The following is a 26,094-nucleotide window of genomic DNA, read 5'->3' as shown; positions in this document are numbered from 1 at the left end:
GCGGCCTCAGCGGTCGCGGACCCCGGCGGGAGCCAGCGGCGGCAGGGGCGCGTGCGCCTGGGCCGGCACCTTCATCAGGTGATTGTCGGTGAGCTGCACGGTCCAGGATTTCTGCTCCTGGGTATCCACCTCGAAAAAGCCGGTGCGCTCGAAGCCGCGGGCCAGGCAATCCTCGGCGCCGCGAATGGTGAATTCCTTTTCCCGCGTGCACATGTGGGCCTTGCCGGCCCATTCGCCGCCCTGGTCGTAATCGACGGCGTAGAGATAGTAGAAGCGCGCCACCAGGTCGCCGCGCAGCAGGGTCTCGCAGCTGTTGGCGGCCACGTTCCACCAGCCCTCGGTGGTCCAGCCATCACCATCCTTGTAGCCCACCGAGACGCCGACGCGACTCTGCGTGCGGTTGCACAGGCGGAAGTCCGCATGGGCCAGCGACGGCAGCAGGATGAGGCTGCAGGCCAGCGCAGCGCCGAGCCAGCCGCGAGAAGCCCGCGACAGCAGCGCCCACTTGCGCAGCGCCCACTTGCGTGGCGCACACGTGCACCGATGCGGGCTGGAGGAGGGGCGGCCCGTCACGGGCGCGACACGGGGGAACATAAGTCGGGCTGTGTGCCTGTCATGGGGGGTGGCGTCAATGCCTTCCGATGCGCGTATCCGGGGGCGAGGGTGTCTTGTCGCTGGTGATCGGGGCAGGAGCGAGGCACGTGGCTCCGTCCTGGTCGGGGGTATCATGGTCACGTGCATCATGGTGGCGTGCTTTGCGGTGCGCCGCGCGCGGGCGCGCCACCATCAGCCCCAGCAGGATGACGCCGCCGCCCAGCACCTGGAGCGCCGACAGGGGTTCGGAGAGGAAGAGCCAGCCCAGCAGGGCGGCAGAGACCACCTCCAGGAAGAACACCAGGGCTCCGAACACCGGCGGCACCGCCGCGAGGCCGATGGCCATCAGGCCCTGGCCGGCCACCTGGCTGACCAGCGCGAGCGCCACCAGGGCGGCGAGCCCGGCCGCCGAGGCGGGCAGCAGCCGGGGCTCCAGCGCCAGCGCGACGCCGCCGAGCACCACGGTGGTGGTGGCGGTGGATATCAGCATGATGGTGGCGGCCCCGCGGGACAGCCGGGCCCGGCGCACGGCCAGGAAATAGCCGGCGAAGAACATGGCGGTGACCAGGCCGGCGGTATCGCCGGGCAGGTGATGGGGATCGAACCGCGCGCTCTGGCCCACCAGCACCAGCGCCCCGGCCAGGCACAGGCCGAGGCCGAGCCACACCGCCCGCCGCGGCGGCTCCCCCAGGGCCAGCACCGCGAACAGGGTCACCCACACCGGCGACGTGGTGGCGAGCACGGTGGCGTTGGCGACGCTGGTGCCGAGGATGGCGAGATGCCAGCAGATGAGATCGCCGGCGAAGAACAGGCCGGAGATTACCGACATGCGATCGAGCCGGAAGCGGGCGGTGGTGGCCGGCCGGGGGGTGAGCGCGGCCCAGGCGGCGAGCACCGGCAAGGCCAGGGCGACCCGCCAGAAGGCGCTGGCGAAGGGGCCCACATCCGCCTGCCGCACGAACAGCACGGAGGCGCCCATGGCGAAGGCGCCGAGGGCGAGGGCGCAGATGCCGGCGACAAGGCCGGGGGAGGCGGCTTTCATGGGGACCTTTGGCTCTGCCGATCGCCGGCGGCGGCCCGGGGGCGGCGGGAGCGTGGAAAGTGGGGATGGTTCCTTGACGCGGACCGGACAGCTGGCCTCTATCATCCGCGGATCAGAATGAGGAGACCTGCCAGGTGGCGGAAGACGTCTCGGATGCCCCTGCGGGCTTCGCCAAGGAACAGCTCAAGTCCTTCATCGAGCGCATTGAGCGCCTCGAGGAGGAGAAGAAGGCCATCGCCGACGACATCAAGGATGTGTTCGCCGAGGCCAAGGCCAATGGCTTCGATGTGAAGGCCCTGCGCACCATCCTGAAGCTGCGCAAGGAAGACGCCGACGAGCGCAAGGAGCACGACGCCATCGTCGAGCTGTATTGCCAGGCGCTCGGCATCTTCATGTGAGGACCCCGCGGCGCGGCTGATCTCCGGGTCATCCCCGCCGTGTCCATGCCGCGCGGCGGGGCTAAGCGCTCCGGCGGCGAGCCAGTTCAGAGAACACGAACCCGGTGGCGCGGTCTTGCGCCGCCGGGTTCGCGCTTGAGCGTCCGCGTGTGGGCGGTCGTCCTTGCGCGCGTCGCGAGGGAAGGCGCCCCGCCAGCGGCGCGCGGCTCCCCGCCTGAGGCTCACATGCGCTGGCTGAGGGCGACGGTGGGGGCGCGGAACACGTAGGTGGTCAGGTCGGCGACGGCCGCCCCGTTGAAGCCCGGCTTGGCGAAGAAGGCGGGATCGCGGGAGAAGGAGACCGCCAGCGCCGCCTGTGGCGCCGTGACGAAGGCGGTGAACACCCGCAGCTCCGGCGGCCTCAGATAAAGCTCCGTGGAGAGGCTGGGCGAGAGGAACAGCCGGCCGAAGGCGATGGCCTGGGGCACCGGGGCGCGCTCGCGGGGGCGCCGGGCGGCCGGCGCGGCGCTGGCGACGGCGGTGCCGGCGCTGTGGGGCGGCGGGCCGAAAATGTCGCCCATGGCGGCATAGCCCAGCGCCTGCGGAGCCTCTTCCTGGGTGCCGCGGGTGATGACCGCCGGCAGTGGCGCGGCGGCGAGGCGGGCGGAGACCGGGCGGCCCGGTGCGTCGTTGGGGCGGCGCTGCGGCAGCGGCGCGGTGAGCGCGGCGCTGGCCATCTGCTGGGTGGCGATGGCGCCGCGGGCCACTTCCGCCGGGCGCAGCTGCGGCAGCGGCGTGGGATCGGCGACCGCACGGGCGGTCTGGGTGGGACGATCGGCGGCACGGGGTTTGGCGTCGTCACGCGCGGTGCTGCCGGCATCGGCCACGGTGGTGCCGCTCTCCTCGTCGTCGGCGTCGTCCTTTTTGCCGAAGAAGCCGGAGAAGAAGTTCTTTACGCCCTTGCCGCTGTCGGCGGAGGCCACCACCACGTCGCCATCAGAGCCGCGGGCGCGGATCTCGGCCAGGGCGGTGGCATAGCCGGAGAGGGGCTTGCCATCGGTGGGCACATGCACGGTCTTGCCGTCCGGGAAGACCCGCACCAGTTGTTCGCGGGTCATGCGCGGCCAGTGGCGCACGCTGCCGGTGTCCATGTGGACGAAGGGCGAGCCCGAGGTGGGGTAGAAGCCGACGCCGCCCCGCTGCAGCCGCAGGCCGGCGGCGCGCAGATCGGCGAGGGGGACGCCCGGAATATAGAAATCCATGGCCTTGCCCAGCATATGCTGGGAGAATTTCGCCACGCCCCGGCTGCGCGAGCGCAGCATGGAATTGGTTTCCGGCGAGCGGTAGGCGCTGACGATCTGGATCGGCGCGCGGGCGTTGTTCTCGCGATAGACCTCCCAGACCACATCGAACAGATGGGGGTCCATCTTGGTTTCTTTGTCGTTGCGCCAGTCCCGCAGAAAGCGGTTGAGCTGCGCCAGCACCGCCGGATCGTAGCGGCCATCCCTCTTGAAGGTGAAGGTGGCGCTTTCGCCGCGGTGGGTGTGGTGCAGGGTCAGGGTGCGGGTATCGCCATTGGCGATGGCCGTCTGGAGCGAAGTGCTGCCGCAGGCCAGCAGAGTGGCGCCGATGGAGGCGACACGCAGCAGGCGGAAGCCGTCGCGGAGCGGGCGGCGGACGGGACGGGAGGAGATCGACAATTTGGTCCTGGCCACTGTCGCGAACCCGAGGCTCTGGTTTGGGAGGTGCCGCGGCGAACCGCGACACGAGGCTAACGGAGTCTTGCCGGGTTCGGTTAAGGGTGAGTTGACACCCCGCTCCCCCAACGCATGCCCGTTCCGGGCAGCACCTTCTCACCATCACTCACGTCGCCGTGACTAGCGGTCGAGTATGGCGAAAACGTGCTTCGTGCTGTCCTGGGGCTGTGTCGGGAAAGCTATACGCAAGGTTTGGTGAATCGAAACTTGGTGGCAGATCTGCGGCATTCAGTCACAGAATGCGGCGGGTGCGCGAAAGTCTTGGCCCCGCCGCCGTCGCGCGCAGGCTGATCCGGACCCTGCTTCAAGTCCTGGTTATAGAACCGCATTCTGAGTGGGCTCTCGGGCTTGTCGAAGGCGCTGCGTCCGGCCACATTCTGGTGGAATCCCGGCGGGGCATGCTGCCGCCAGGATGTCGCGGCCGGGAGCGTGCCCGGCTTGTGGCGAATCAGCGCCGGCTTGTGGTGGCGCCGTCGGCGAGGCGGCGCTTGCCGTCCAGCCCCAGGCGCGCCTCAACGGCGGCATCGAGGCCATAGAGGTCCTCGCGCAGCTCGAGCTTGCCGGAGGGGCCCACCACGGCGGTGAAATACACCACGTGGACCGGAATGCGCCGCTTCAAGGTGACGTAGCGTTCGCTGCCGCCGAACATCTTGCCGATGCGGGCCGCGCTCCAGGTCTCGCCCGGCATGCCGATGTTGAACAGCACCTCGCCGAACTCCAGCGGGTCCTGCACCCGCATGCAGCCGTGGCTGTAGGCGCGCCGCTCGTTGGCGAACAGGCTCCGCGACGGCGTGTCGTGCAGGTAGACCGAGTGGTCGTTGGGGAACATGAACTTGATGCGGCCGAGCGCGTTGTTGTTGCCCGGAACCTGGCGGAATGAATAGCCCCCCGAACCGCTGCGGGTCACCTGGATGCCGCGCCGGCTGAGCGCCGACGGATCGGAGCGCAGCAGCGGCATCATCTCGTTGCGGGCGATGGAGGGGGGGATGTTCCAGGCGGGATTGACCACCGCATAACGCATGTCCTGCGACAGCAGCGGCGTCGGCGTGTCCGGCTTGCCCACCACGATCCGCGTCTCGTGGATCACCTCGTCCCCCTCATGGATGCGGGCCATGTATTCGGGGATGTTGACCATCACATAATAGGCGCCGAGATCGCGCGGCAGCCAGCGCCAGCGTTCCATATTGGCCAGAATGCGGTCACGGGCGCCGGCGCCGGTGGCATCCACGCCCCGGTTCAGGGCGCTGAGGGTGCCGGAGCCCACCACCCCGTCTGGCGAGAGGTTCAGGCTCGCCTGAAAATCCTTCACCGCGGTCACCAGGTCCGGATCATAGGTCAGGTCGCCGGGAATGGCGGCAAGCCCCAGCCGCGCCCGCAGCAGCGGCACACGGGGATCGACGCCGCCAGGCTTCAGCAGGCTGCCCCGGGGAATCGCCACCTGGGTCGGCGGGCGCGGCGCGCCGATGGTGGCGAGCTTGGCCTTCAGGGCCTTGTAGCCGGCGTGGGGCGGGTTGAACGCGGCCAGCGCCGCATTGGCATCGGCCGCGTCCGCCAGGGTCGCGAGAATGGCGGCCGGCTCGGGAATGTCGCGGGTGGGCGTGATCATGCCCGAGATCCGGCTCGGCTCGAAGCGGCCGGCCTGGGCATGGCGCGCATAGGTCAGCGCGGCCTGCGCCAGCCGCAGCTCGGCGTCGGCCAGGGCGGTGGCATCGGCACCTTTGGCGAGGCGGGCCACCTCATAGTCGTTGGGGTCGAGGCCGTCTTCGCCGGCCGCCGCGAGGCGGGCGAGCACGGCCCGGCCGCGGCTGTTCCAGCCGGTGTTGTCCACGAACAGCGGTGCGTCCTGTCGGGCGCCGTAGAAGGCAGTGAGCGCCTCCTGCTCCTTCTTGTTGGAGGTGACGCGCTGCGGGTCCGCCAGGGCCAGAGCGAGGGCCGCCGCCACCGGATCGGCCGGCACCGCCGGCTGCGCCATCCCGGTGGCTGGTGCGCCGATGGACGGCTGAGCGGATGGCGTGGCGGTGTTGATGGCCGGCGCGGCGGAGGCGGGCACGGATGGCGCATGGGCGCCGGGAGCCGGCGCTGCGGGCGCAGCCTGGATGGTGGCGCTCGGATTGGGCGTCGAGGGCGTGGCCTGGGCGCTGGTGGACGGCGCCGGCGCTGCGGGCGCAGCCTGGACGGGGGCCTCCGGATTGGGCGCCGAGAGCGTCGTCTGGGCGCTGCCGGTCGGCGCCGGCGCTGCGGGTGCCGCCTGGACAGTGGCGCTGGGCTTGGGCGCCGTTGGCGCGGTCTGGACAGTGGCGCTCGGGGCAGGCGCATGCGGCGCAGAAGCGGCGACGGGCAGGGGCTCCCCATTGCCGGCACTGTCGATGCCGCCGCGCACGGCGGAGGCGGCGGCCTGTCGGGCTGGCGGCGGCGTCACGGCGGGTGTCGTCACGGCGGGTGTCGTCACGACAGGTGTTGTGGCTGCGGGGGGCGTCGCCGCGGGCGTCACGGTCGCCGCAGCAGGGACGGCCGGCGTCCGGTTCGGCAGGGCCTGGCGGGTGGCGGGCACGGGATCGCCGGTGCCCATGCCGGCATCGTCGGTGACCGGCGGCGCCATGCGCGGCCCTTCGAGCAGGCTTCGGGCGTTGGCGGCGGCCGGCGACATGCCGGTGGTCGGCGCGTTGGATTGGGCGGCGGCAGGAAGCCCCCACAGGGCGAGGGCGAGACTGATGGCGCTCACCCCGAGGCCGCGCACGGCCGTCCGGTGCGGCGCGCAGGGCGCAGCGGTCTGCGGCGTTTCGGCGATCCCCATGGTCCTCTCCTGATCTCGTCCCCGTCTGGTGTGGTGCCGTCCCTGTGCGCGCGGATCAATTCACAAGCGCGAGCAGGGCCGGGCTTTGTCGGCCATTGTCACTCTGCAGCAACAAATTGTGGCGTGGCGCGTTCCGCTGGGGCCAACGAAAGGTCGTCGTCGATGGCGAGGTCGCCGAGCCGGGCCAGCTTGCGATAGAGGGTGGAGCGGCCGATGCCGAGCCGGCGCGCCACTTCGGTGAGCCGTCCGCCATAGCGGCTGCAGGCGAGGCGGATGGCCGCTTCCTCCAGCGCCTCCAGGGGGCGCACGTGGCCGCTGGCGTCGGTCCAGCGCGGATCCGCATCGGCGGGGTCCGCGGCGGCCGCGTCCCATGCCGCGCCGGTGGCGGGCGCCGCGGCGAGGCGGGGGGCCAGGGGAATGATGTTGTCGCGGGCGGCCAGCGCCGCTTCCGCCCGGCCCAGGGCCGCCGCATTGGCCAGCGCCACCTGCAGGCGCAAGGCGCCGGCCGGCTTCACCACGAAATCGCGGGCCCCGGCGCGCAGGGCGGATTGGGCGGCGTCGATGCCCTCGGCGCGCACGGCGATCACCACCGGCGCGGTCAGGCCGCGGGCCTTCATGGCGCCGAGCACGCCCATGCCATCGAGTTCCGGCAGCACCAGATCGAGCAGCACCACGTCGAACCGGGTGCGCGCGAGCTGCGCCAGAGCGGCGTCGCCATCACAGGCGTGGATGCAGTCATACCCCAGTTGGGTGACCACCGATTCGAGGCGGCACGCTTCGAGCGCATCGTCTTCAACCAGCAACAGCAAGGGTTTCATGGGATTCCGGCGTGGTGCGAACCGGTCCAGCTTGGGCGCTGATGATTAACCAAGTCTGAGCGTCACGCATTCGTGTGCGCGGTCGACCCGGCGCCGGCGGGCTTGCGGGCCGGGGGCATTGAGGCGATCGTGGCCGGCGAGCTATGAGGACGCCCAACGAGGCTCCGTTCCGATTGCCGGAGGTTGCATGTTCTTTTTTCGTCGCCCCGCCTATCAGCCCGCATCCGCCACCGCGGCGCACGCGGCGACCCGTGGCGCGGCCGCCGTCGCTTCTGCCGAGGCCCTGCCCGAGTGGAATCTGACAGACCTCTACCCGGCCATGGATTCGCCGGAGCTGGAGGCTGACCTTCTGCGCGCCGATCTGGAAGCGAAGGATTTCGAGACCGCCTACAAAGGCAAGCTCGCCACGCTGCTGGCAGACAAGGAAGCCGGCGCGGCGCTGGCCGCCGCGGTGCGGCGCTATGAGGAGATGGACGACCTCATTGGCCGCATCGCCTCCTATGGCAGCCTCGTCTATGCCGGCGATACCTCCGATCCGGCCCGCGCCAAATTCTATGGCGATATCCAGGAGCGGCTCACCGATGCTTCCACCCACCTGCTGTTCTTCACGCTGGAGCTGAACCGGCTGGACGACAAGGCGCTGGAAGCGGCCATGGCGGTGCCGGCGCTCGCCCACTACCGGCCGTGGATCGAGGATCTGCGCAAGGACAAGCCCTACCAGCTCGATGACAAGATCGAGCAATTGTTCCACGAGAAGTCGACCCCCGCCCGCTCCGCCTGGAGCCGGCTGTTCGACGAGACCATCGCCTCGCTCCGCTTCCAGGTGAACGGCCAGGAGCTCGCCATCGAGCCCACCTTGAACCTGATGCAGGATTCCAAGGGCGAGGTGCGCCAGGCCGCCGGCCAGGCCATCGCCGAGACGCTGGGCAAGAACATCCGCCTGTTCACCCTCATCACCAACACCCTGGCCAAGGACAAGGAGATCTCCGACCGCTGGCGTGGCTTCCCCGATGTCGCCTCGTCCCGCCACCTGGCCAACCGGGTGGAGCAGGAAGTGGTGGATGCCATGGTGGAGGCCATCCGCGCCGCCTATCCGCGCCTGTCGCACCGCTATTACGCCTTGAAGGCGCGGTGGTTCGGCAAGGACCGGCTGGAGTTCTGGGACCGCAACGCGCCGCTGCCCAAGGTGGAAAGTCGCGACATCGGCTGGTCCGAGGCCCGCGACACGGTGCTCTCCGCCTATGGTGCCTTCTCGCCGAAGATGGCGGAGATCGCCGGCACCTTTTTCGACAAGTCCTGGATCGACGCGCCCACCCGTCCCGGCAAGTCGCCGGGCGCTTTCGCCCACCCCACGGTGCCCTCGGCCCATCCGTTCGTGCTGCTCAACTATCAGGGCAAGCCGCGGGACGTGATGACGCTGGCCCATGAGCTGGGGCACGGCGTGCACCAGGTGCTGGCCGCCCGCCAGGGCGCGCTGATGGCGCCGACCCCGTTGACCCTGGCGGAAACCGCCTCGGTGTTCGGCGAGATGCTCACCTTCCGCCGGCTGCTGGCCCAGGCCGAGACTCCCGAGGCCCGCAAGATCATGCTCGCCCAGAAGGTGGAGGACATGATCAACACGGTGGTGCGCCAGACGGCCTTCTATACGTTCGAGCGCCTGGTCCATACCGAGCGGCGCAAGGGCGAGCTCACCTCCGAGGTGATCGGCGAGCTTTGGATGAAGGTGCAGACCGAAAGCCTCGGCCCGGGCATCAATCTGGGCGCGGGCTATGAGACCTTCTGGGCCTATATCCCCCACTTCATCCATTCGCCCTTCTATGTGTACGCCTACTCGTTCGGCGATTGCCTGGTGAACTCGCTCTATGCGGTCTACGAGAACGCGCAGGCCGGGTTCGCCGAGCGCTATCTGGAGATGCTCTCCGCCGGCGGCACCAAGCACCATTCCGAGCTGCTGGCGCCGTTCGGCCTCGATGCCCGCAACCCGGCCTTCTGGCAGACCGGCCTGACGCTCATCGACGGCATGATCACCGAGCTGGAGGGCATGGAAGCCACCGCGTGAGCCGAATGGCCCGGCCCGCGCCGCCGGGCCCGCGCTGCCACTTGCAAACCCCGCGTGGCCCCGCGCGCGGGGCCACGCGGGGGCGTGGAAAATGCCGGGTTGAAGGCAAACCTTTACATCTCTTCAACTCCGGCGCCTTAAGCCTTGGTTCATGATGCTGCGATCCGGCCTGCTCCTGTGCGCCCTGCTGCTCGGTCTGTCCGGCGCGGCCGTGTCGGCGCATGCGCAGCCGAACGGCGCCGGGGGTGGCGGAAAGCCCGCGCCGCTGCCGCCGGCCTCGCCGGTGCGCCAGGGTGCCAATCCGGGGCTCGATACCGAGGCGCTGAAGGCCGACGTGAGCGGGGCGGAAGCCTTCCAGAAAAAGCTCGCTGCGGAGTTGGAGGCGGCCAAGGGGGATCGCGCGAAGCTCAACGCGCTGCTGGTGGAGACCGCAGGGCGATCACGGGCGGTGGAACAGCAGCTGATCGACGTCGAGGCTCGGATCGGCGACTTGGACCGCAGCGCGGTCGAGCTCACCAGCTCCCTCGCCAAGCGGCGGGATGTGCTGGCGGAGGTTCTGGCGGCGCTGCTGCGCATGGGGCGGGAGCCGCCGCCGGCGCTGCTGATGCGCCCGGATGACGCGCTCGACGCGGTTCGCTCGGCCATTCTGTTGGGTGCTCTTCTGCCTGAGCTCAGGGTGGAGGCGGAGACCCTGGCCGCCGACCTGTCGGAACTGGTGCGGGTGCGTGGTGAGCTGAACGATGCGCGCACGCGGCTCGGCCAGCTGCGGCCGGCGCTGGATCAGGATCAGAAGCGGCTGTCCGCTTTGGTGGGCGAGCGCCAGCGGCGGCGCGCGGAAGAGCAGCCGCTGGCCCCGGCGGAGAAGGCCGAGGCTGACCAGGTGGCCAAGAGCAGCGGCGATGTGCACGATCTCGTGACCCGTCTGGAGACCGAAGTGGGCCCGGCGGCCCGTGCCGCCGATGCGGCCGGCGCCGCCAGCGCCGCGCAGGCCGCGGCCAAGCCGGATCTGGAGGCCCTCAAGAACCCCGCCCGCATCGCGCCGGCGGTGGCGTTCGACCAGGCCAAGGGCTTGCTGCCGCTTCCGGTGGCGGGGGTGCCACTGCGCGGATTCGGCGTGGGCGACGACGTGGGCGGCAGCACCAAGGGGCTGACCATCGCCACCCGCGCGGGCGCGCCGGTGAGCGCGCCGGCCGATGGCTGGGTCGTCTATGCGGGGCCGTTTCGCAGCTATGGCCAACTCTTGATCATCAACGCCGGCGGCGGATACCATATCTTGATGGCGGGGATGGAGAAGATCACCGTGGACCTCGGCCAGTTCGTGCTGGCGGGCGAGCCGGTGGCGGTGATGGGGGGCTTGCCCCGGCTGGCCGGCAGCTCGCGCGGGCTTGAAGGCAGTGCGCCGGCGTCGCCCGGTTTGTCCCGTGGTTCGCCTCTTGGCACAGCCTCGGGACAGCCCCAATTGTATGTTGAGTTCCGCAAGGACGGAGTCTCCATCGATCCCGCCCCCTGGTGGGCGGCAACGGACAGTCGGAAGGTGCGCGGATAATGCGTCGGACATCACTTTTTCTCGTCGGCGTGGCCGCGGGCGCCCTGGTGGCGGTGGCCGCTGTGCAGCCGCGCATGCTGCTCATCGGCACGGCGGCCGAGGCGGCGGCTTCGGACACCTATCGCCAGCTCAATCTCTTCGGAGACGTGTTCGAGCGTGTGCGCTCCGACTATGTCGAGAAGCCCGAGGATTCGAAGCTGATCGAGTCGGCCATCAACGGCATGCTGCAGTCGCTTGATCCCCATTCCTCCTACATGGACGCGAAGAATCACCGCGACATGCAGGTGCAGACCAAGGGCGAGTTCGGCGGCCTCGGCATCGAGGTGACCATGGAGGACGGCCTGGTGAAGGTGGTGGCTCCCATGGAGGACACCCCCGCCGCCAAGGCCGGCGTGCTGGCCGGCGACCTCATCACCAAGCTCAACGGCGACCAGGTTCAGGGCATGACCCTGAACGAAGCGGTGGACAAGATGCGCGGCGCCGTGGGCACGCCCATCACCCTCACCCTGGTGCGCAAGGGCGCCGACAAGCCCATCGACGTGAAGGTCGTGCGCGACACCATCAAGATCAAGGTGGTGCGCTCGCGGGTGGAAGGCGGCGACATCGCCTACATCCGAATCAACTCCTTCAACGAGCAGACCTATGACAGCCTGAAGAAGGCCATCGACGACCTCACCGCCGAGATCGGTCCGGATAAGCTCAAGGGCTACATCATCGATCTGCGGAACAATCCCGGCGGTCTGCTGGATCAGGCGATTGCCGTGTCCGATGCGTTCCTCGACCGGGGCGAGATCGTTTCCACCCGCGGCCGCAACCCGGAGGAGACGCAGCGCTTCAACGCCCGCGCCGGTGACCTCGCCAAGGGCAAGCCGGTGATTGTGCTGGTCAATGGCGGCTCGGCCTCGGCGTCGGAGATCGTCGCCGGTGCGCTGCAGGATCAGAAGCGGGCCACGGTGCTGGGCTCGCGCTCGTTCGGCAAGGGGTCGGTGCAGACCATCATTCCCCTGGGGCAGAACGGCGCCCTGCGGCTGACCACGGCGCGCTATTACACCCCCTCCGGCCGCTCCATTCAGGCCAAGGGCATCGACCCGGACATCGTGCTCGTGCAGGACATGCCCGACGAGATGAAGGCCAAGATCGGCGCCACCGCCGATGCCACCCGGGGCGAGGCCTCGCTGAAGGGGCATCTGAAGAACGGCACCGACGAGCAGTCCGGATCGCCGTCCTACGTGCCGCCGGACCCGAAGGACGACACCCAGCTCAAGCTGGCGGTGGAGCTGATGGAAGGCACCGTGAAGAACGCCGCCTTCCCCGCCACCCCCAGCAAGACGACGCAGGCCAACTGAGGGTTATCCCCGGTTTCTCTGCCGAAAATTCATGCAGGTCAGCGCCCCCGCTTAATCTTTCAGCGGGGGCGCTGTCATATCCGGTATTGCGCAGTTTTCGGGCAGGAGAAGAGGCGCCTTCCCCTGCGTCGCAGCAAGGCGGAATGGCGGTTCCGCCGGCCTGCCTCCAGCAATCATGCGGCTTTCCCGGGGCTTGGCCGGGTTGGATCAGGGTCGGGCGGGCCTGCGTCGGCGTCGCATTTTGCAACGCGGTCGCCGATGCCGGGCGGGCCCCGGCACCTCCCGGTGCGGCAATGCGGCCTAGGTGCCATCCTTCGGTCATGTTGCCGCCTTGATCGGCCTGTGTTAGGCAACCCGGGATTTCGAGGGTGGGGTTTCGCCCGCTGGCGAGGTCGCACTAGAATATTCCCAACAGATCAAGGGTTTGGGTCTTGGCTTCGCAAATGGTGCGGGGCGGGCTGCAAATCCGAGAGAGGTGCGGGTGGCGGATACGATCGTGTCAGGCATGGCGGGGCGCTACGCGACTGCGCTGTTCGAACTGGCGGATGAAGCCGGCGCCATTGATTCCGTGAAAGCGGATCTCGATCGCCTGTCGGCCCTCATCGCCGAGAGCGCGGATCTGGCGCGGCTGGTGAAGAGTCCTGTCTTCACCGCTGACGAACAGCTGTCCGCGATTTCTGCAGTTTTGGATAAGGCCGAGATTTCCGGCCTTGCCGCGAATTTCGTGCGGCTGGTGGCGAAGAACCGCCGCCTGTTCGCACTCCCCGGTATGATCGCGGACTTTGCCGCCCTCGTCGCCGCCAAGCGCGGCGAAGTGACGGCGCAGGTGACCGTGGCGTCCGCCCTCAGCGACGAGCATCTCGCCACGCTGAAGGAGACCCTGGCCCAGAATACCGGCAAGGACGTGAATCTCGATGTGACGGTCGACCCGTCCATCCTCGGTGGTCTCATCGTGAAGCTCGGCTCCCGCATGGTCGACGCGTCGCTCAAGACCAAACTCAACTCTATCCGGCATGCGATGAAAGAGGTCCGCTGATGGACATTCGAGCCGCTGAAATCTCCGCGATCCTCAAGGGGCAGATCCAGAACTTCGGTCAGGAAGCCGAAGTGTCCGAAGTCGGACAGGTTCTCTCCGTCGGTGACGGCATCGCCCGCGTCTACGGCCTCGACAATGTCCAGGCCGGCGAGATGGTGGAGTTCGAGAACGGCACCCGCGGCATGGCGCTGAACCTCGAGCTCGACAACGTCGGCATCGTGATCTTCGGCTCCGACCGTGAGATCAAGGAAGGCCAGACCGTCAAGCGCACCGGCGCCATCGTCGACGCCCCCGTCGGCAAGGGCCTGCTCGGTCGCGTCGTGGACGCCCTCGGCAACCCGATCGACGGCAAGGGCCCCATCCAGTACACCGAGCGTCGTCGCGTCGACGTGAAGGCCCCCGGCATCATTCCGCGCAAGTCCGTGCATGAGCCCATGCAGACCGGCCTCAAGGCCATCGACGCGATGATCCCGATCGGCCGCGGCCAGCGCGAGCTGATCATCGGCGACCGCCAGACCGGCAAGACCGCCGTTGCCCTCGACGCCATCCTCAACCAGAAGCCGCTGAACGCCGGCGACGCCCCGGAGAGCCAGAAGCTCTACTGCGTGTATGTCGCGGTGGGTCAGAAGCGCTCCACCGTCGCCCAGTTCGTGAAGGTGCTGGAAGAGCAGGGCGCCCTCGAATACTCCGTGATCGTGGCGGCCACCGCCTCCGACGCGGCCCCCATGCAGTTCCTGGCGCCGTTCACCGGCACCGCCATGGGCGAGTATTTCCGCGACAATGGCATGCATGCCCTGATCATCCACGATGACCTGTCCAAGCAGGCCGTGGCCTATCGTCAGATGTCGCTGCTGCTGCGCCGCCCGCCGGGCCGCGAGGCCTATCCCGGCGACGTGTTCTACCTGCACTCCCGCCTGCTGGAGCGCGCCGCCAAGCTCAATGACGAGCACGGCGCCGGCTCGCTGACCGCTCTGCCGATCATCGAGACCCAGGCCAACGACGTGTCGGCCTACATCCCCACCAACGTGATCTCCATCACCGACGGTCAGATCTTCCTCGAGAGCGATCTGTTCTACCAGGGCATTCGCCCGGCGGTGAACGTCGGCCTGTCGGTGTCGCGCGTGGGCTCCTCGGCCCAGATCAAGGCGATGAAACAGGTGGCCGGCAAGATCAAGGGCGAGCTTGCCCAGTATCGCGAGCTGGCGGCCTTCGCGCAGTTCGGCTCGGACCTCGACGCCTCCACCCAGAAGCTGCTGAACCGCGGCGCCCGCCTCACCGAGCTGCTCAAGCAGAGCCAGTTCGCGCCCCTCAAGGTCGAGGAGCAGGTGGTGGTGATCTTCGCCGGCATCAACGGCTATCTGGATCCGCTGCCGGTCAGCAAGGTGCGTGAGTTCGAAGCCGGCCTGCTGCTGGCGCTGCGCTCGCAGAACCCCGAGATCCTCGACACCATCCGCACCTCCAAGGAACTGTCCAAGGAGACCACCGAGAAGCTGACGAAGGCCCTCGACGCCTTCGCCAAGAGCTTCGCCTGAGCGGCGTTGGTCGTTCCTCGAACCTGACGGACGGGCGCGATGGCGAGTCTGAAGGACCTAAGAAACCGTATCGCCTCGGTGAAGGCGACGCAGAAGATCACCAAGGCGATGCAGATGGTCGCCGCGGCGAAGCTGCGTCGCGCCCAGATGGCGGCGGAAGCCGCGCGGCCTTATGCCGAGCGGATGGAAACCGTGCTGGGCAACCTCGCAGGCGGCCTGGTGGGCAATGCGCAGGCGCCGGTGCTGCTGGCCGGCACCGGCAAGACCCAGACCCATCTGCTGCTGGTGTGCACGGGCGAGCGCGGTCTGTGCGGCGCCTTCAACAGCTCCATTGTGCGTCTGGCGCGTGAGAAGGCCCAGCTCCTGATCGCCGAAGGCAAGGATGTGAAGATCCTGTGCGTCGGCCGCAAGGGCGCGGAGCAGCTGCGTCGCATCTACCCCGATCGCATCATCGAGGTGGTGGATCTGCGGTCGGTGCGGAACATCGGCTTCAAGGAGGCGAACGACATCGCCACCAAGGTGCTGAACCTGCTCTATGCCGGCTCCTTCGACGTGTGCACGCTGTTCTATTCGAACTTCAAGAGCGTGATCGCGCAGGTGCCCACCGCCACGCAGATCATTCCGGCCACCTTCCCCGAGCGGGACGAGGCGGAAGCCGGCCCGGTCTACGAATACGAGCCAGTGGAAGAGGAGATCCTCGCGGACCTCCTGCCGCGCAATATCGCGGTTCAGATCTTCCGTGCGCTGCTCGAAAATCAGGCGTCCTTCTACGGTGCGCAGATGAGCGCCATGGACAACGCCACCCGCAATGCGGGCGAGATGATCAAGAAGCAGACGCTCACCTATAACCGCACCCGCCAGGCCATGATCACGAAGGAACTCATCGAGATCATTTCCGGCGCCGAGGCCCTCTGAGGCTGCGGGCGAAGAGACAAGGACGACGCAAATGGCGAACAAGGTCGGACGCATCACCCAGATCATCGGCGCCGTCGTCGACGTGCAGTTCGACGATCACCTGCCGGCAATCCTCAACGCGCTGGAGACCACCAACAACGGCAACCGCCTGGTGCTGGAAGTGGCTCAGCACCTCGGCGAGAACACCGTGCGGTGCATCGCCATGGACGCGACCGAGGGTCTCGTGCGCGGGCAGGCCGTCACCGATGCCGGCGCGCCCATTCAGGTGCCGGTGGGCGATGGCACCCTGGGCCGCATCATGAACGTGATCGGCGAGCCGGTGGACGAAGTGGGCCCCATCTCCTACGAGACGGTGCGCGGCATCCATCAGCCGGCCCCCTCCTATGCGGAGCAGGCCACCGAGGCCGAGATCCTGGTCACCGGCATCAAGGTGGTGGATCTGCTGGCGCCTTATTCCAAGGGCGGCAAGGTCGGCCTGTTCGGCGGCGCCGGCGTGGGCAAGACCGTGCTCATCATGGAGCTGATCAACAACGTGGCGAAGGCGCACGGCGGCTATTCCGTGTTCGCCGGCGTGGGTGAGCGCACCCGTGAGGGCAACGACCTTTACCACGAGATGATCGAGTCCAACGTGAACAAGGACCCCAAGGAGAATGGCGGCTCGGCCGTCGGCTCCAAGTGCGCCCTTGTGTATGGCCAGATGAACGAGCCTCCGGGCGCCCGCGCCCGCGTCGCGCTCACCGGCCTGACCGTCGCCGAGCACTTCCGCGACCAGGGCCAGGACGTGCTGTTCTTCGTGGACAACATCTTCCGCTTCACCCAGGCCGGCTCGGAAGTATCGGCTCTGCTGGGCCGCATTCCTTCGGCGGTGGGCTATCAGCCGACGCTGGCCACCGACATGGGTGCCCTGCAGGAGCGCATCACCACCACCACCAAGGGTTCGATCACCTCAGTGCAGGCCATCTACGTGCCGGCCGACGATCTGACCGACCCGGCGCCCGCCACCTCCTTCGCCCATCTGGACGCGACCACCGTGCTGTCGCGCTCCATCGCGGAAAAGGGCATCTACCCGGCGGTGGATCCGCTGGACTCCACCTCGCGCATGCTGTCCCCCGCTATCCTCGGCGAGGAGCACTACAACACCGCGCGTCAGGTGCAGCAGACCCTGCAGCGCTACAAGGCGCTCCAGGACATCATCGCGATCCTGGGCATGGATGAGCTCTCGGAAGAGGACAAGCTCACCGTGGCCCGCGCCCGCAAGATCGAGCGCTTCCTCAGCCAGCCGTTCCACGTGGCCGAGGTGTTCACCGGGTCGCCCGGCAAGCTGGTCGACCTCGCCGACACCATCAAGGGCTTCAAGGGCCTGGTGGAAGGCAAGTACGACTACCTGCCCGAGCAGGCCTTCTACATGGTGGGCAACATCGAAGAAGCCATCGAGAAGGGCAAGAAGCTGGCCGCCGAGGCGGCGTGATCGCGGCGCGGTTCCGGCCGCGCGCGGAACGCTGGTCCCTTCCAGCTGCGACATGACGGGTGGCCGGAGCTGCGGCCGCCCGTGCTCATGAGGTTCAGGCGGACCTGATGCGGCGCCCGGCACTGTGCTTCAGGGCAGGTGCGGGATGTCCGTGGCAGGTTGGAGCCGGACAGTTTTGAAAGGCATGCGCCTGTCGGTCCCACGGGCTGGCGCGGATGCCGAGCGGCGCACCGGACCGCGATGGCACGGTGATCAAGGAGCCGGAGACAAGAACATGGCGACCTTACCTTTCGAGCTGGTTTCGCCGGAGCGGCTGGTGTTCTCCGGGGCGGTGACCGAGGTGATCGTGCCCGGCGCCGAAGGCGAATTCGGCGTGCTGGCGGGGCATGCCCCCTTCATCGGCATGCTGAAGCCGGGCATTCTCACCATCAAGACCGGCGGTGAGCTGCGGCGTTTCTTCGTCCGCGGCGGCTTTGCCGAGGTGAACCCGGCGGGCCTGACCGTGCTGGCCGAGGAGGCCAAGCCGGTGGAGGAACTCGACCTCGCGACGCTCCGCCAGCAGATCCAGGATGCCAGGGAAGACCTGAGCGACGCCACGTCCGACGAGATCCGCCAGCGGGCCGCGCGGCAGTTGGCTGACCTGGAACAGGTTGCGGATGCGCTGGAGCGCGGCTTCGCGCCGGTCACCAAGCACTGAGCATCTCTTGCTGATTTCTGCGTCAAAGGCCGGGCGGCAACGCCCGGCCTTTTGCGTTTCGCGACGGTCCGCTGCGAGGCGGCCGGGATCTCCCGCTTGTGCGCCCGTGCCGGGCGTGATGTCGTGGGACACCGGCATAGGGGAGGCAGCGAGATGGGCGAGGAGCAGCAGCCATTGTCGAAGGGGGCAGGACCGTCGCGGCGCGCGGTTCTGGCGGGCCTCGTGGCCGGGATCGGCGGCGCGGGCGTGCTGAGCCTGTTCCCGCTGGAAACACGGGCCGAGGCGGTGGAGGTGCCGGCCCGCCCCGAGGACGAGGCCTTCATGCGCGAAGCCATCGCGCTCGCCAAGGCGGCGGATTATCCCTTCGGCGCGGTCATCACCCGGGGCGGGGATGTGCTGGCCCGCGGCATGAACCTCGGGCGCCGGCTGGCGGATCCGACGGCCCATGGAGAGATGGTGGCGATCCGCCGGTTCCTCGCCGTGCGCCCGCCGGACGAGCTCAAGGGCACCACGCTCTATACCTCGGGTGAACCGTGCGCCATGTGCATGGGGGCGATCGTCTGGTGTGGCATCTCGCGGGTGGTGTTCGCGGCCAACGTGGAGGAGCTTGCGGCCCGCATCGGCCAGATCACCATTTCCGCGAAACAGGTGGCGGAAGAGACGCCGTTCGCACGGGTCGAGCTCACCGGCGGTGTGCTCTCAGGGGAAGCGCTTGCGCTGTTCGATCAGAAGAAGCCGTAGCGGCCCGGGGCCGGGGCGGGCAATCAATCGAAAAAATTGATTGAATGTAGAAAAATAACGTGATGGCGAAATGATCGATGGAGGCCGAAGGTGCCGGCGGTTCATCGAGGAGTTTCGTCATGTCCGACATCCCTGCGGCCGAGGTTCCGGCCGCTGCGCCGCCCCCCACCGTTCCGGCCCCAGGGCCCAGGGGGTGGGTGCCTGCGGGGGCGGTCGGCGCGCTGTTGCCGGGCATCGCGCTCACGGTGCTGATTGCGGCGGCGGCCTATGCCTTGCGGCTCATTCCCGGCATGGGCCTCGTCAGCCCCCTGGTTCTCGCCATCATCATCGGCATGGCCTACCACAATCTGGTGGGGACGCCGAAGGCGGCCATTCCGGGCGTCAAGTTCGGCCTTCGGCGCATCCTGCGCTTTGCCATCGTGCTGCTGGGCCTGCAGCTCACCTTCGCCCAGGTGCGCACCGTGGGGCTGGTGGGCTTCTCCATCGTTGCCTTCACCCTGGCCGCCACCTTCTTCACCACCCGCTGGTTCGGCCGGCTGATCGGGGTCGATCGCCAATTGTCGGAGCTGATCGCGGCGGGCACCGCCATCTGCGGCGCCTCGGCGGTGATCGCCACCAATACGGTGACCCGCGGTTCCGATGAGGATGTGGCCTATGCGGTGGCGTGCGTCACCGTGTTCGGCTCGCTCTCCATGCTGCTGGCGCCGGTGCTGCTGCCCTATACCGGTTTCGACGCCCACGCCTATGGCCTGTGGACCGGATCGTCCATCCATGAAGTGGCGCAGGTGGTGGCGGCGGCGTTCCAGGGCGGCCAGCAGGCGGGCGAGTTCGGCACCGTGGCCAAGCTCTCGCGGGTGATGCTGCTGGCGCCGCTGGTGATCGGTCTCGGCGCCGCCGCCATGTGGCGGGCGCGGGAAGACAAGAACCCGAATCACGCCCGTCCGCCGCTGCCCTGGTTCGTGTTCGGCTTCGTGGCCATGGTCATGGTGAACAGCGCCGGCGTGGTGCCGGAAGAACTGCGCACCCATCTGGTGACCCTCACCACCTTCCTGCTGGCGGTCGCTCTGGGCGCCATGGGGCTGGAGACGGATATTCGCAAGCTGCGCATGAAGGGGCTGCGCCCGCTGCTGCTCGGTGCCGCGGCCTGGCTTTTCATCTCCGCCCTGAGCTTTATCCTGATCTCCACCTTCATGACCTGACCTTGCAGGACCGATGACGCTGGAGCAGCTTCGGGTGTTCGCCATGGTGGCCGAACACCTGCACATGACGCGCGCCGCAGAACACCTCCATATGACGCAATCGGCGGTCAGCGCCTCGGTTGCGGCGCTGGAGGCGGCCTGCGGCGTTCAATTGTTCCATCGGGTGGGCCGTCGCATCGCCCTCACCGAGGCGGGCGCGGGCTTCCTGCCGGAAGCACAGGCCATCCTGGCGCGGGTGGAACTGGCCGAGACGGTTCTGGCGGATCTGACCGGGCTCAAGCGCGGCCGGCTGGCGCTGCAGGCCAGCCAGACCATCGCCAATTACTGGCTGGGGCCGGCGCTGCACCGCTTTCATCTGCGTTATCCCGAGATCGCGGTCTCCGTGGCCATCGGCAACACCACCCAGGTGGCGGCGGCGGTGCGTGCCGGAGAGGCGGACCTCGGCTTCGTGGAAGGGGAGGTGCAGGAGGCGCTGCTGGCCCGCAGCCCCATCCCCGGAGATCGCCTGGTGCTGGTGGCGCCGGCCAGTCACCCCTGGCGGGAGCGGCGCGAGATCGCGCCCGAGGAACTGCTGGATCTCACCTTCGTGCTGCGCGAATCGGGCTCGGGCACCCGGCAGGTGTTCGAGAGCGCGCTGGCGGCCCACGGGCTCGATCCGGCGGCGCTGAAGGTGGCGTTTGAATTGCCCTCCAACGAGGCGGTGCTCAGCGCCGTCATCGCCGGGGCGGGGGCCACCGTGATCTCCGATCTGGTGGCTGAGGCCGGGCTGGTGGCGGGCCGGCTGGTGCGTCTGCCCCTCAGCCTGCCGCCGCGGCGCTTTTATGCCCTGCGCCACGCCGACCGCTACCATTCGCGCGCGGCGGCCGCCTTTCTGGAGCTGGCCCGCGGCCCTGGCCCGACGCGCTGAGCCCGCCGGCGCCAGGGCTCACCCCCCGGCGGCCTCCAGTTCGGAGCTGACGGTGAGCCATTCTTCTTCCGCCTGGGCCAGGGTGTCGGCGGCGGTGGCGCGGGCCTGGGCGAAGCGGGCGGCATCGAGCGGCGCCTTGGCGTGCAAAGCGGGGTCGGCCAGCTTGGCGTCGAGGCTGGCGATTTCCTTCTCCAGCTTCTCCACCTGGCTTTCCAGTTCGCGGATGCGCTTCTTGAGCGGGCCGGTGGCGATGCGCTTTCGCGGCTCGGCGGCGGGGGCGGCCTTGGTGTCCGCCTTGTCCTTGCGGCCATCGGCGGTCATGCGGTCGCCATCGGCGCGGCTCAGCACCTCGCGGCGATACTGGTCGAGATCACCCTCATAGGCCTTCACCGTGCCGCCGGAGACCCGCCACAGCCGCTCGGCGCAGGCTTCCAGCAGATGCCGGTCATGGGAAATGAGGATGACCGCGCCGGGGAAATCATTCAGCGCCTCGATGAGGGCGGCGCGGGCCTCGATGTCCAAATGGTTGGTGGGCTCGTCGAGAATGAGCAAATGCGGCCCGTGGAAGGTGGCGAGGCCCAGCAGCAGCCGGGCCTTCTCGCCACCCGAGAGGGCGGAGACCTTGGTGTCGGCGGCCCCGCCGGAAAAGCCCATCTCGGCGGCGCGGGCGCGCACCCTGGCTTCCGGCGCGTCGGGCATCAGGCGGCGCACATGCTGGGCCGGGCTGTCGCCGGGCACCAGCTCGTCGAGCTGATGCTGGGCGAGATAGGCCACCTCCAGCTTGTCGGCGCGCACCAATTGCCCGCTTTCCGGGGAAAGTCGGCCGGCGAGCAGCTTGGCGAAGGTGGATTTGCCGTTGCCGTTGGGCCCGAGCAAAGCGATGCGGTCGTCCTCGTCGATGCGCAGATCGAGCCCGCGCAGGATCGGCTTGCCGGGCACATAGCCCACCGCCACCTTGTCTAGCACCAGGATGGGGGGCGAGAGCAGGCGGTCGGGATGGCGGATGGAGATGGCCGCCGCATCCTCGCTCACCTGGGCGGCCAGGGGCTCCATGCGGGCCAGGGCCTTGAGGCGGGATTGGGCCTGCTTGGCCTTGGTGGCCTTGGCGCGGAAGCGGGCCACGAAGGCTTCCATGTGGGCGCGCTGGGTCTCCTGCTTCTTGCGCGCCTTCTGGTCCAGCAGCAGCCGTTCCCGCCGCTGGCGGTCGAACGAGCTGAAGCCGCCCTTGTAGAGGGTCAGCTTCTGGCCGGAGAGGTGGAGGATGTGGTCCACCGATTCATCGAGCAGGTCACGATCGTGGCTGATGAGGATGACCGTGCGCGGGTAATGGGCGAGGTAATCCTGCAGCCAAAGGGTGCCTTCGAGGTCGAGATAGTTGGTGGGCTCGTCCAGCAGCAACAGGTCCGGCTCGGTGAACAGCAGGGCGGCGAGGGCGACGCGCATGCGCCAGCCGCCGGAGAATTCGGAGCACGGGCGGGCCTGGGCGCTCTCGTCGAAGCCGAGGCCGGCGAGAATGGTGGCGGCGCGGGCCGGGGCCGAATGGGCATCGATGTCGATGAGCCGCGCCTCGATCTCGCCCATGCGCATGGGGTCGGCGGAGGTCTCGCGCTCATGGAGCAGCGCGGCGCGCTCCGTATCGGCGGCCAGCACCCGCTCGATGAGGCTGTCGGGGCCGGCGGGGGCCTCCTGCGCCACGCGGCCGATGCGGGTGCGGCTCGGCAGGCGGACGGCGCCGCTCTCCAGCTCCAATTCGCCCACCAGGGCCTTGAACAAAGTGGTCTTGCCGGCGCCGTTGCGCCCCACCACGCCCACCCGGGCATTCTCCGGCAGCGCCACCGAGGCGTGGTCGAGGAGCAGGCGGCCGGCGAGGCGCAGGGAAATATCGTCGAGAACGATCATGGTGCCGCCTTTTCGCAGGCGCGCGGGAGCAGGGCAAGGGGCGGCGGACGGGCCCGGGCCAGGGGCGGCGGCGGGGGAGGGGTGCCGCTCGCGCTCGTCCTGCCTATGCTGGGGTGTCCGGGTGTGAGCCCGGTATCCTTGAGCGGTGCGGGAGGCGGGTCGTGAGCGGGCAGACGGATGGGGGCGCTGAAACCATTTCCTTTGATGAGTTCCTGAAGGTGGATATCCGCGTCGGCACCATCGTGGCGGCGGAGCCGTTCCCGAAAGCGCGCAAGCCCGCCTTCAAGCTCACCATCGATTTCGGTCCGGAGATCGGCCTCAAGCGCTCGTCGGCGCAGATCACCGTGCATTACACGCTTGAGCAGCTGGTGGGGCGGCAGGTGGCGGCCGTGGTGAATTTTCCGCCGCGTCAGATCGGGCCGTTCATGTCGCAGGTGCTGACCCTGGGCTTTCCCGATGCCGAGGGCGCCGTGGTGCTGGTGACGCCGGGCCAGCCGGTGCCCAACGGCGCCCGCCTGTTCTGAGCGCATCGGGGCCGGTCGGGCTGGGTTCCGGCATTTGCATCTTCCGAAAAAAGGTTCGGCCCGGCGCAGGGTCCTGCGCCGGGCCGGTCATGTCGATCACACGCGACCGTAGCAGGCCTCAGCGATGAGGCCGATGGGCGCCGCCCTGAGGCCGGGCGCGATGCTGCTGCGGCCGCGCCCGTTGTTGCGGGCGTGCGCGCTGCTGTGGCCGGGCCCGTTGCTGTGGCCGGGCGTTCTGCTGCGGCCGCGCCCGCTGCTGAGGCCGCGCATTCTGCGGCCGCTGCTGGGGCCGGGCATTCTGCTGGGGCCTCTGCGCATTGGGGCGCTGGGCATTAGGCCGGTTGGCATTGGGCCGCTGCTGGTTGGGGCCGGCATTGGGCCGATTGCCCGCGCCGCCAGGACCGCCGGGACCACTAGGCCGATTGATGCCCGCAGGCCCACCCGGACCGCCGGGACGGTTGACGCCGCCGGGGCCACCTGGCCCACCCGGACCACCGGGACGGTTGACGCCGCCGGGGCCACCTGGCCCACCCGGACCACCGGGACGGTTGATGCCGCCAGGCCCACCCGGACCACCGGGACGGTTGATGCCACCGGGGCCACCCGGGCCACCCGGACCACCGGGACGGTTGATGCCACCGAGGCCACCCGGGCCGCCTGGACCACCGGGACGGTTGATGCCACCGGGGCCACCCGGGCCGCCCGGACCACCGGGACGGTTGATGCCACCGGGGCCACCGGGGCCGCCCGGTCCACCGGGACGATTGATGCCGCCGGGTCCGCCGGGACGGCCGGGCATGGGCGGACGTGGGCCGACACCGGGTCCGCCGGGCGGACGTGGGCCGACACCCGGGCCCGGCGGGCGCGGGCCGGGCCGCCAGGGACCGGGACCCCAGGCCGGAGGCGGCGCGCCGGGCCGCCAATAGGGCGGCGCCCGCCAGCCGGGCGGCCGCACCCACACGCTGTTCCAGCCGCGGTTGTTCCAGCCCCAATTGTTGTTCCACGCCGAGCCCACCAGCACACCGGCGCCAAAGGCGAGGGCGCCGGTGGCGAAGGTGGTGAACACCGACGAGCTGTCATAGGTGGGAACGTAGATCCGCTCCGGATTGGCCGGCGCGATATAGATGGTGTCGCGCCCGTTGTCCTGGCGGGTGGTCACCACCTGCTGCGGCGTGGTCTTGAGGTTGCCGACCTTCTGCGCCTGGGCGCGCAGCAGCTGGATGGTGGTGGACACGTCCTGCGGCTGGTTGACGAAGGCGTAGCCGAGGGATTCCGCCCACTCCATGTGGCTGTTGAGCATGGTCACCACCTCGGGAAAGCGCACCAGCGCCTTCACCGAGGGATCCCAGCTCATGGCATCCACGGCGGTGAAATTGTTGTCCTTCACCGGCTGCGGGTTGGCCTCGATCCATTGATTGGCGGCCACCAGCTGGTCGGGGAAGGCCGTGGCCGGGAACAGGATGGCCAGCAGCGGATCGGGATAGAGGGCGATGGGCGACAGCAGATATTCGAGGTCGGACATCGAATAGAGCTGCGGCGCTGCGGATTGTGCCGCGGCCGCGGCCGCGGCCGCCGGGGCGGTGGGCAGCGGCGTGGGCTGGGCCGCGGGCGGCACCACCTGCGGCGCCGGCGCATCCTGCGCCACGGCCGGCGGGACGGCCTCAGGCGCAACCTGGGGCGCAACTTCCGCCGGCGTGGTCGGCGCGATGGCCTGCGGCTGGGTGGATTCGCCGGCCGGCGGAGTCTGCGCCAGCGCGGGCAGCATGCTGGTCGACCAGCCGAACACCGCGGCAATGGCGATGCGCGACCATGTGCTGGCCCATGCGGATGAATTCATCCGCAGGCGCGAGCGCTGACTCTGGTCTTGATGGGTGGGCACCATCCCTGTCTCCTGGTTACCCGATGATTGTGAATTCAAGGCCAATTCGCGCCGTGTCGCAAGGAGATAGATCAAGACACAGCCGGTCCGCCACGGCGCGGAGCGGTCGCCGGCGCGGGGCGCGGGCATCTTGCGGTGCAGCAGATTGATGCGTGGCAACGGCTGGCGCGGCGTCGGCCTTGCGCGGCCCTCAGGGGTGGGCGCGCGCCGCCTGGCGGGTGCGCACCGCCGCGCCGAAGGCCGCCAGCAGCCGGGCATTGGCGGGGGAGAGGTCGGGGCGGTATTCCGCATGCCACTGCACGCCCACCGCGAACGGATGTCCGCTCACCCGCACGGCCTCCGGCGTGCCGTCCGGCGCGCGGGCCTCCACGCTGAGGCCGGCGCCGATGCGGTCCAGGGCCTGATAATGCAGGGAGTTCACCGGAAAGCTGCGGGCACCGAAGGTGGCCTCCAGCGGCGAGCCGGGCACCAGGTCCACCGCATGGAGCGGGCCATAGCGGGTGTCATAGGGGGCGTCTTCCGGCGCGTGGTGCGGCAGGCGCCCGGGCAGTGCGGCGAGATCGGCATGGAGGGTGCCGCCGAACGCCACGTTCAGCTCCTGAAAGCCGCGGCAGATGAACAGGGCGGGCACCTGCGCCGCCACCGCCGCGCGGATCAGCGCCAGGGCGAAGCGATCGCGCACCGGATCGAAGGGGCCGGGGGCATCGTCCGGGCCGTTCCAATGGCTGGGGTGCACGTTGGAGGGGCTGCCGGTGAAGAAGAAGCCGTCCACCCGGGCGATCAGGGTGGCGATATCGGCGTCGCGGTCCGCCTCGGGTCCCACCGGCAGTGCCATGAGCGGCACCGCATGGGCGAATTCGGCGACCGCGCGAGCATATTTCTCCCCCACCATGAAATAGGGCAGGTCGGTGTCGTCCTTGAGGTCACCGACAATGGCGACGAGGGGCTTGGCGGCCGCGCGCAT

The 26,094-nt window shown here is 69.1% G+C and carries 21 protein-coding genes; 13 read left to right on the top strand and 8 right to left on the bottom strand.

The window, feature by feature from the left end:
• Window positions 1-6: 6 nt before the first annotated feature.
• A complete protein-coding gene (locus MEU52_RS07520) occupies window positions 7-594 on the bottom strand; it encodes a DUF1036 domain-containing protein (RefSeq protein WP_238120574.1) in 588 nt (195 codons plus the stop codon).
• Window positions 595-628: 34 nt separating this feature from the next.
• Window positions 629-1,636 (bottom strand): DMT family transporter, encoded by a 1,008-nt coding sequence (locus MEU52_RS07515; RefSeq protein WP_238120575.1) that lies wholly within the window; start codon window positions 1,634-1,636, stop codon window positions 629-631.
• Between the two features lie 134 nt (window positions 1,637-1,770).
• Between MEU52_RS07515 and MEU52_RS07510 the strand changes: the two genes are divergently transcribed.
• The gene (locus tag MEU52_RS07510; protein ID WP_238120576.1) at window positions 1,771-2,034 is read left to right on the top strand and encodes a GapR family DNA-binding domain-containing protein; all 264 of its coding nucleotides are present in this window, start codon (window positions 1,771-1,773) and stop codon (window positions 2,032-2,034) included.
• A 221-nt stretch (window positions 2,035-2,255) separates the two neighbouring features.
• Here MEU52_RS07510 and MEU52_RS07505 read toward each other — a convergent pair whose 3' ends face one another.
• The 3 genes from MEU52_RS07505 to MEU52_RS07495 all read right to left on the bottom strand — a co-directional run bounded on the left by MEU52_RS07505 (window position 2,256) and on the right by MEU52_RS07495 (window position 7,382).
• On the bottom strand, window positions 2,256-3,707 hold the full coding sequence (locus tag MEU52_RS07505) for a DUF882 domain-containing protein (protein ID WP_443266383.1): 1,452 nt from the start codon (window positions 3,705-3,707) through the stop codon (window positions 2,256-2,258).
• 511 nt (window positions 3,708-4,218) lie between these two features.
• A complete protein-coding gene (locus MEU52_RS07500; RefSeq protein WP_238120578.1) occupies window positions 4,219-6,564 on the bottom strand; it encodes a L,D-transpeptidase family protein in 2,346 nt (781 codons plus the stop codon).
• 98 nt (window positions 6,565-6,662) lie between these two features.
• Window positions 6,663-7,382: a response regulator gene (locus tag MEU52_RS07495; RefSeq protein WP_238120579.1), complete on the bottom strand. Its 720-nt coding sequence runs from the start codon at window positions 7,380-7,382 to the stop codon at window positions 6,663-6,665.
• A 187-nt stretch (window positions 7,383-7,569) separates the two neighbouring features.
• Between MEU52_RS07495 and MEU52_RS07490 the strand changes: the two genes are divergently transcribed.
• The 11 genes from MEU52_RS07490 (at window position 7,570) to MEU52_RS07440 (ending at window position 20,828) form a co-directional block, all read left to right on the top strand.
• Window positions 7,570-9,441, top strand: a complete 1,872-nt coding sequence (locus MEU52_RS07490; RefSeq protein ID WP_238120580.1) for a M3 family oligoendopeptidase — start codon at window positions 7,570-7,572, stop codon at window positions 9,439-9,441.
• 151 nt (window positions 9,442-9,592) lie between these two features.
• Window positions 9,593-10,987: a murein hydrolase activator EnvC family protein gene (locus MEU52_RS07485; RefSeq protein ID WP_238120581.1), complete on the top strand. Its 1,395-nt coding sequence runs from the start codon at window positions 9,593-9,595 to the stop codon at window positions 10,985-10,987.
• Window positions 10,984-12,333, top strand: a complete 1,350-nt coding sequence (locus MEU52_RS07480) for a S41 family peptidase (protein ID WP_238120896.1) — start codon at window positions 10,984-10,986, stop codon at window positions 12,331-12,333. The genes MEU52_RS07485 and MEU52_RS07480 overlap by 4 nt, the downstream gene beginning before the upstream one ends.
• 505 nt (window positions 12,334-12,838) lie before the next feature.
• On the top strand, window positions 12,839-13,369 hold the full coding sequence (locus MEU52_RS07475; protein ID WP_273546124.1) for a F0F1 ATP synthase subunit delta: 531 nt from the start codon (window positions 12,839-12,841) through the stop codon (window positions 13,367-13,369).
• Entirely contained in the window at window positions 13,369-14,901 is a 1,533-nt protein-coding gene (gene atpA / locus MEU52_RS07470) for a F0F1 ATP synthase subunit alpha (protein ID WP_238120583.1), read from the top strand. Before MEU52_RS07475 ends, atpA begins: the two co-directional genes overlap by 1 nt.
• Before the next feature lie 39 nt (window positions 14,902-14,940).
• The gene (locus tag MEU52_RS07465; protein ID WP_238120584.1) at window positions 14,941-15,816 is read left to right on the top strand and encodes a F0F1 ATP synthase subunit gamma; all 876 of its coding nucleotides are present in this window, start codon (window positions 14,941-14,943) and stop codon (window positions 15,814-15,816) included.
• 31 nt (window positions 15,817-15,847) lie between these two features.
• Window positions 15,848-17,284 (top strand): F0F1 ATP synthase subunit beta, encoded by a 1,437-nt coding sequence (atpD, locus tag MEU52_RS07460; RefSeq protein WP_238120585.1) that lies wholly within the window; start codon window positions 15,848-15,850, stop codon window positions 17,282-17,284.
• A gap of 274 nt (window positions 17,285-17,558) precedes the next feature.
• Window positions 17,559-17,981 (top strand): F0F1 ATP synthase subunit epsilon, encoded by a 423-nt coding sequence (locus tag MEU52_RS07455; RefSeq protein WP_238120586.1) that lies wholly within the window; start codon window positions 17,559-17,561, stop codon window positions 17,979-17,981.
• A 153-nt stretch (window positions 17,982-18,134) separates the two neighbouring features.
• Entirely contained in the window at window positions 18,135-18,722 is a 588-nt protein-coding gene (locus tag MEU52_RS07450; protein ID WP_238120587.1) for a nucleoside deaminase, read from the top strand.
• A gap of 119 nt (window positions 18,723-18,841) precedes the next feature.
• Entirely contained in the window at window positions 18,842-19,921 is a 1,080-nt protein-coding gene (locus MEU52_RS07445) for a YeiH family protein (RefSeq protein ID WP_238120588.1), read from the top strand.
• A gap of 13 nt (window positions 19,922-19,934) precedes the next feature.
• Window positions 19,935-20,828, top strand: coding sequence for a LysR family transcriptional regulator (locus MEU52_RS07440; protein WP_238120589.1), 894 nt, complete (start codon window positions 19,935-19,937; stop codon window positions 20,826-20,828).
• 18 nt (window positions 20,829-20,846) lie between these two features.
• Here MEU52_RS07440 and MEU52_RS07435 read toward each other — a convergent pair whose 3' ends face one another.
• Complete coding sequence (locus MEU52_RS07435; RefSeq protein WP_238120590.1) at window positions 20,847-22,727, bottom strand: ABC-F family ATP-binding cassette domain-containing protein; 1,881 nt, start codon at window positions 22,725-22,727, stop codon at window positions 20,847-20,849.
• A gap of 161 nt (window positions 22,728-22,888) precedes the next feature.
• Between MEU52_RS07435 and MEU52_RS07430 the strand changes: the two genes are divergently transcribed.
• A complete protein-coding gene (locus MEU52_RS07430; protein ID WP_238120591.1) occupies window positions 22,889-23,251 on the top strand; it encodes a tRNA-binding protein in 363 nt (120 codons plus the stop codon).
• Between the two features lie 118 nt (window positions 23,252-23,369).
• Here the strand turns inward: MEU52_RS07430 and MEU52_RS07425 are convergent, their stop codons facing one another.
• Window positions 23,370-25,133: a DUF3300 domain-containing protein gene (locus MEU52_RS07425; RefSeq protein ID WP_238120592.1), complete on the bottom strand. Its 1,764-nt coding sequence runs from the start codon at window positions 25,131-25,133 to the stop codon at window positions 23,370-23,372.
• A 187-nt stretch (window positions 25,134-25,320) separates the two neighbouring features.
• Window positions 25,321-26,094, bottom strand: coding sequence for a gamma-glutamyl-gamma-aminobutyrate hydrolase family protein (locus tag MEU52_RS07420; RefSeq protein WP_238120593.1), 774 nt, complete (start codon window positions 26,092-26,094; stop codon window positions 25,321-25,323).

This window comes from Xanthobacter sp. NM-25 (genome assembly GCF_022138605.1).
Taxonomy (GTDB): domain Bacteria; phylum Pseudomonadota; class Alphaproteobacteria; order Rhizobiales; family Xanthobacteraceae; genus Xanthobacter.
This window is presented reverse-complemented; position numbering and strand designations above follow the sequence as displayed.

Bases quoted from the DNA above. Each gene is read 5' to 3' on its own strand.
- MEU52_RS07495 (WP_238120579.1), bottom strand. From the start codon at position 7,382: ATGAAACCCTTGCTGTTGCTGGTTGAAGACGATGCGCTCGAAGCGTGC.
- MEU52_RS07435 (WP_238120590.1), bottom strand. From the start codon at position 22,727: ATGATCGTTCTCGACGATATTTCCCTGCGCCTCGCCGGCCGCCTGCTC.
- MEU52_RS07465 (WP_238120584.1), top strand. From the start codon at position 14,941: ATGGCGAGTCTGAAGGACCTAAGAAACCGTATCGCCTCGGTGAAGGCG.
- MEU52_RS07485 (WP_238120581.1), top strand. From the start codon at position 9,593: ATGATGCTGCGATCCGGCCTGCTCCTGTGCGCCCTGCTGCTCGGTCTG.
- MEU52_RS07475 (WP_273546124.1), top strand. From the start codon at position 12,839: ATGGCGGGGCGCTACGCGACTGCGCTGTTCGAACTGGCGGATGAAGCC.
- atpD (WP_238120585.1), top strand. From the start codon at position 15,848: ATGGCGAACAAGGTCGGACGCATCACCCAGATCATCGGCGCCGTCGTC.
- MEU52_RS07520 (WP_238120574.1), bottom strand. From the start codon at position 594: ATGTTCCCCCGTGTCGCGCCCGTGACGGGCCGCCCCTCCTCCAGCCCG.
- MEU52_RS07500 (WP_238120578.1), bottom strand. From the start codon at position 6,564: ATGGGGATCGCCGAAACGCCGCAGACCGCTGCGCCCTGCGCGCCGCAC.
- MEU52_RS07455 (WP_238120586.1), top strand. From the start codon at position 17,559: ATGGCGACCTTACCTTTCGAGCTGGTTTCGCCGGAGCGGCTGGTGTTC.
- MEU52_RS07450 (WP_238120587.1), top strand. From the start codon at position 18,135: ATGGGCGAGGAGCAGCAGCCATTGTCGAAGGGGGCAGGACCGTCGCGG.
- MEU52_RS07425 (WP_238120592.1), bottom strand. From the start codon at position 25,133: ATGGTGCCCACCCATCAAGACCAGAGTCAGCGCTCGCGCCTGCGGATG.
- MEU52_RS07420 (WP_238120593.1), bottom strand. From the start codon at position 26,094: ATGCGCGCGGCCGCCAAGCCCCTCGTCGCCATTGTCGGTGACCTCAAG.
- MEU52_RS07440 (WP_238120589.1), top strand. From the start codon at position 19,935: ATGACGCTGGAGCAGCTTCGGGTGTTCGCCATGGTGGCCGAACACCTG.
- atpA (WP_238120583.1), top strand. From the start codon at position 13,369: ATGGACATTCGAGCCGCTGAAATCTCCGCGATCCTCAAGGGGCAGATC.
- MEU52_RS07445 (WP_238120588.1), top strand. From the start codon at position 18,842: ATGTCCGACATCCCTGCGGCCGAGGTTCCGGCCGCTGCGCCGCCCCCC.
- MEU52_RS07490 (WP_238120580.1), top strand. From the start codon at position 7,570: ATGTTCTTTTTTCGTCGCCCCGCCTATCAGCCCGCATCCGCCACCGCG.
- MEU52_RS07515 (WP_238120575.1), bottom strand. From the start codon at position 1,636: ATGAAAGCCGCCTCCCCCGGCCTTGTCGCCGGCATCTGCGCCCTCGCC.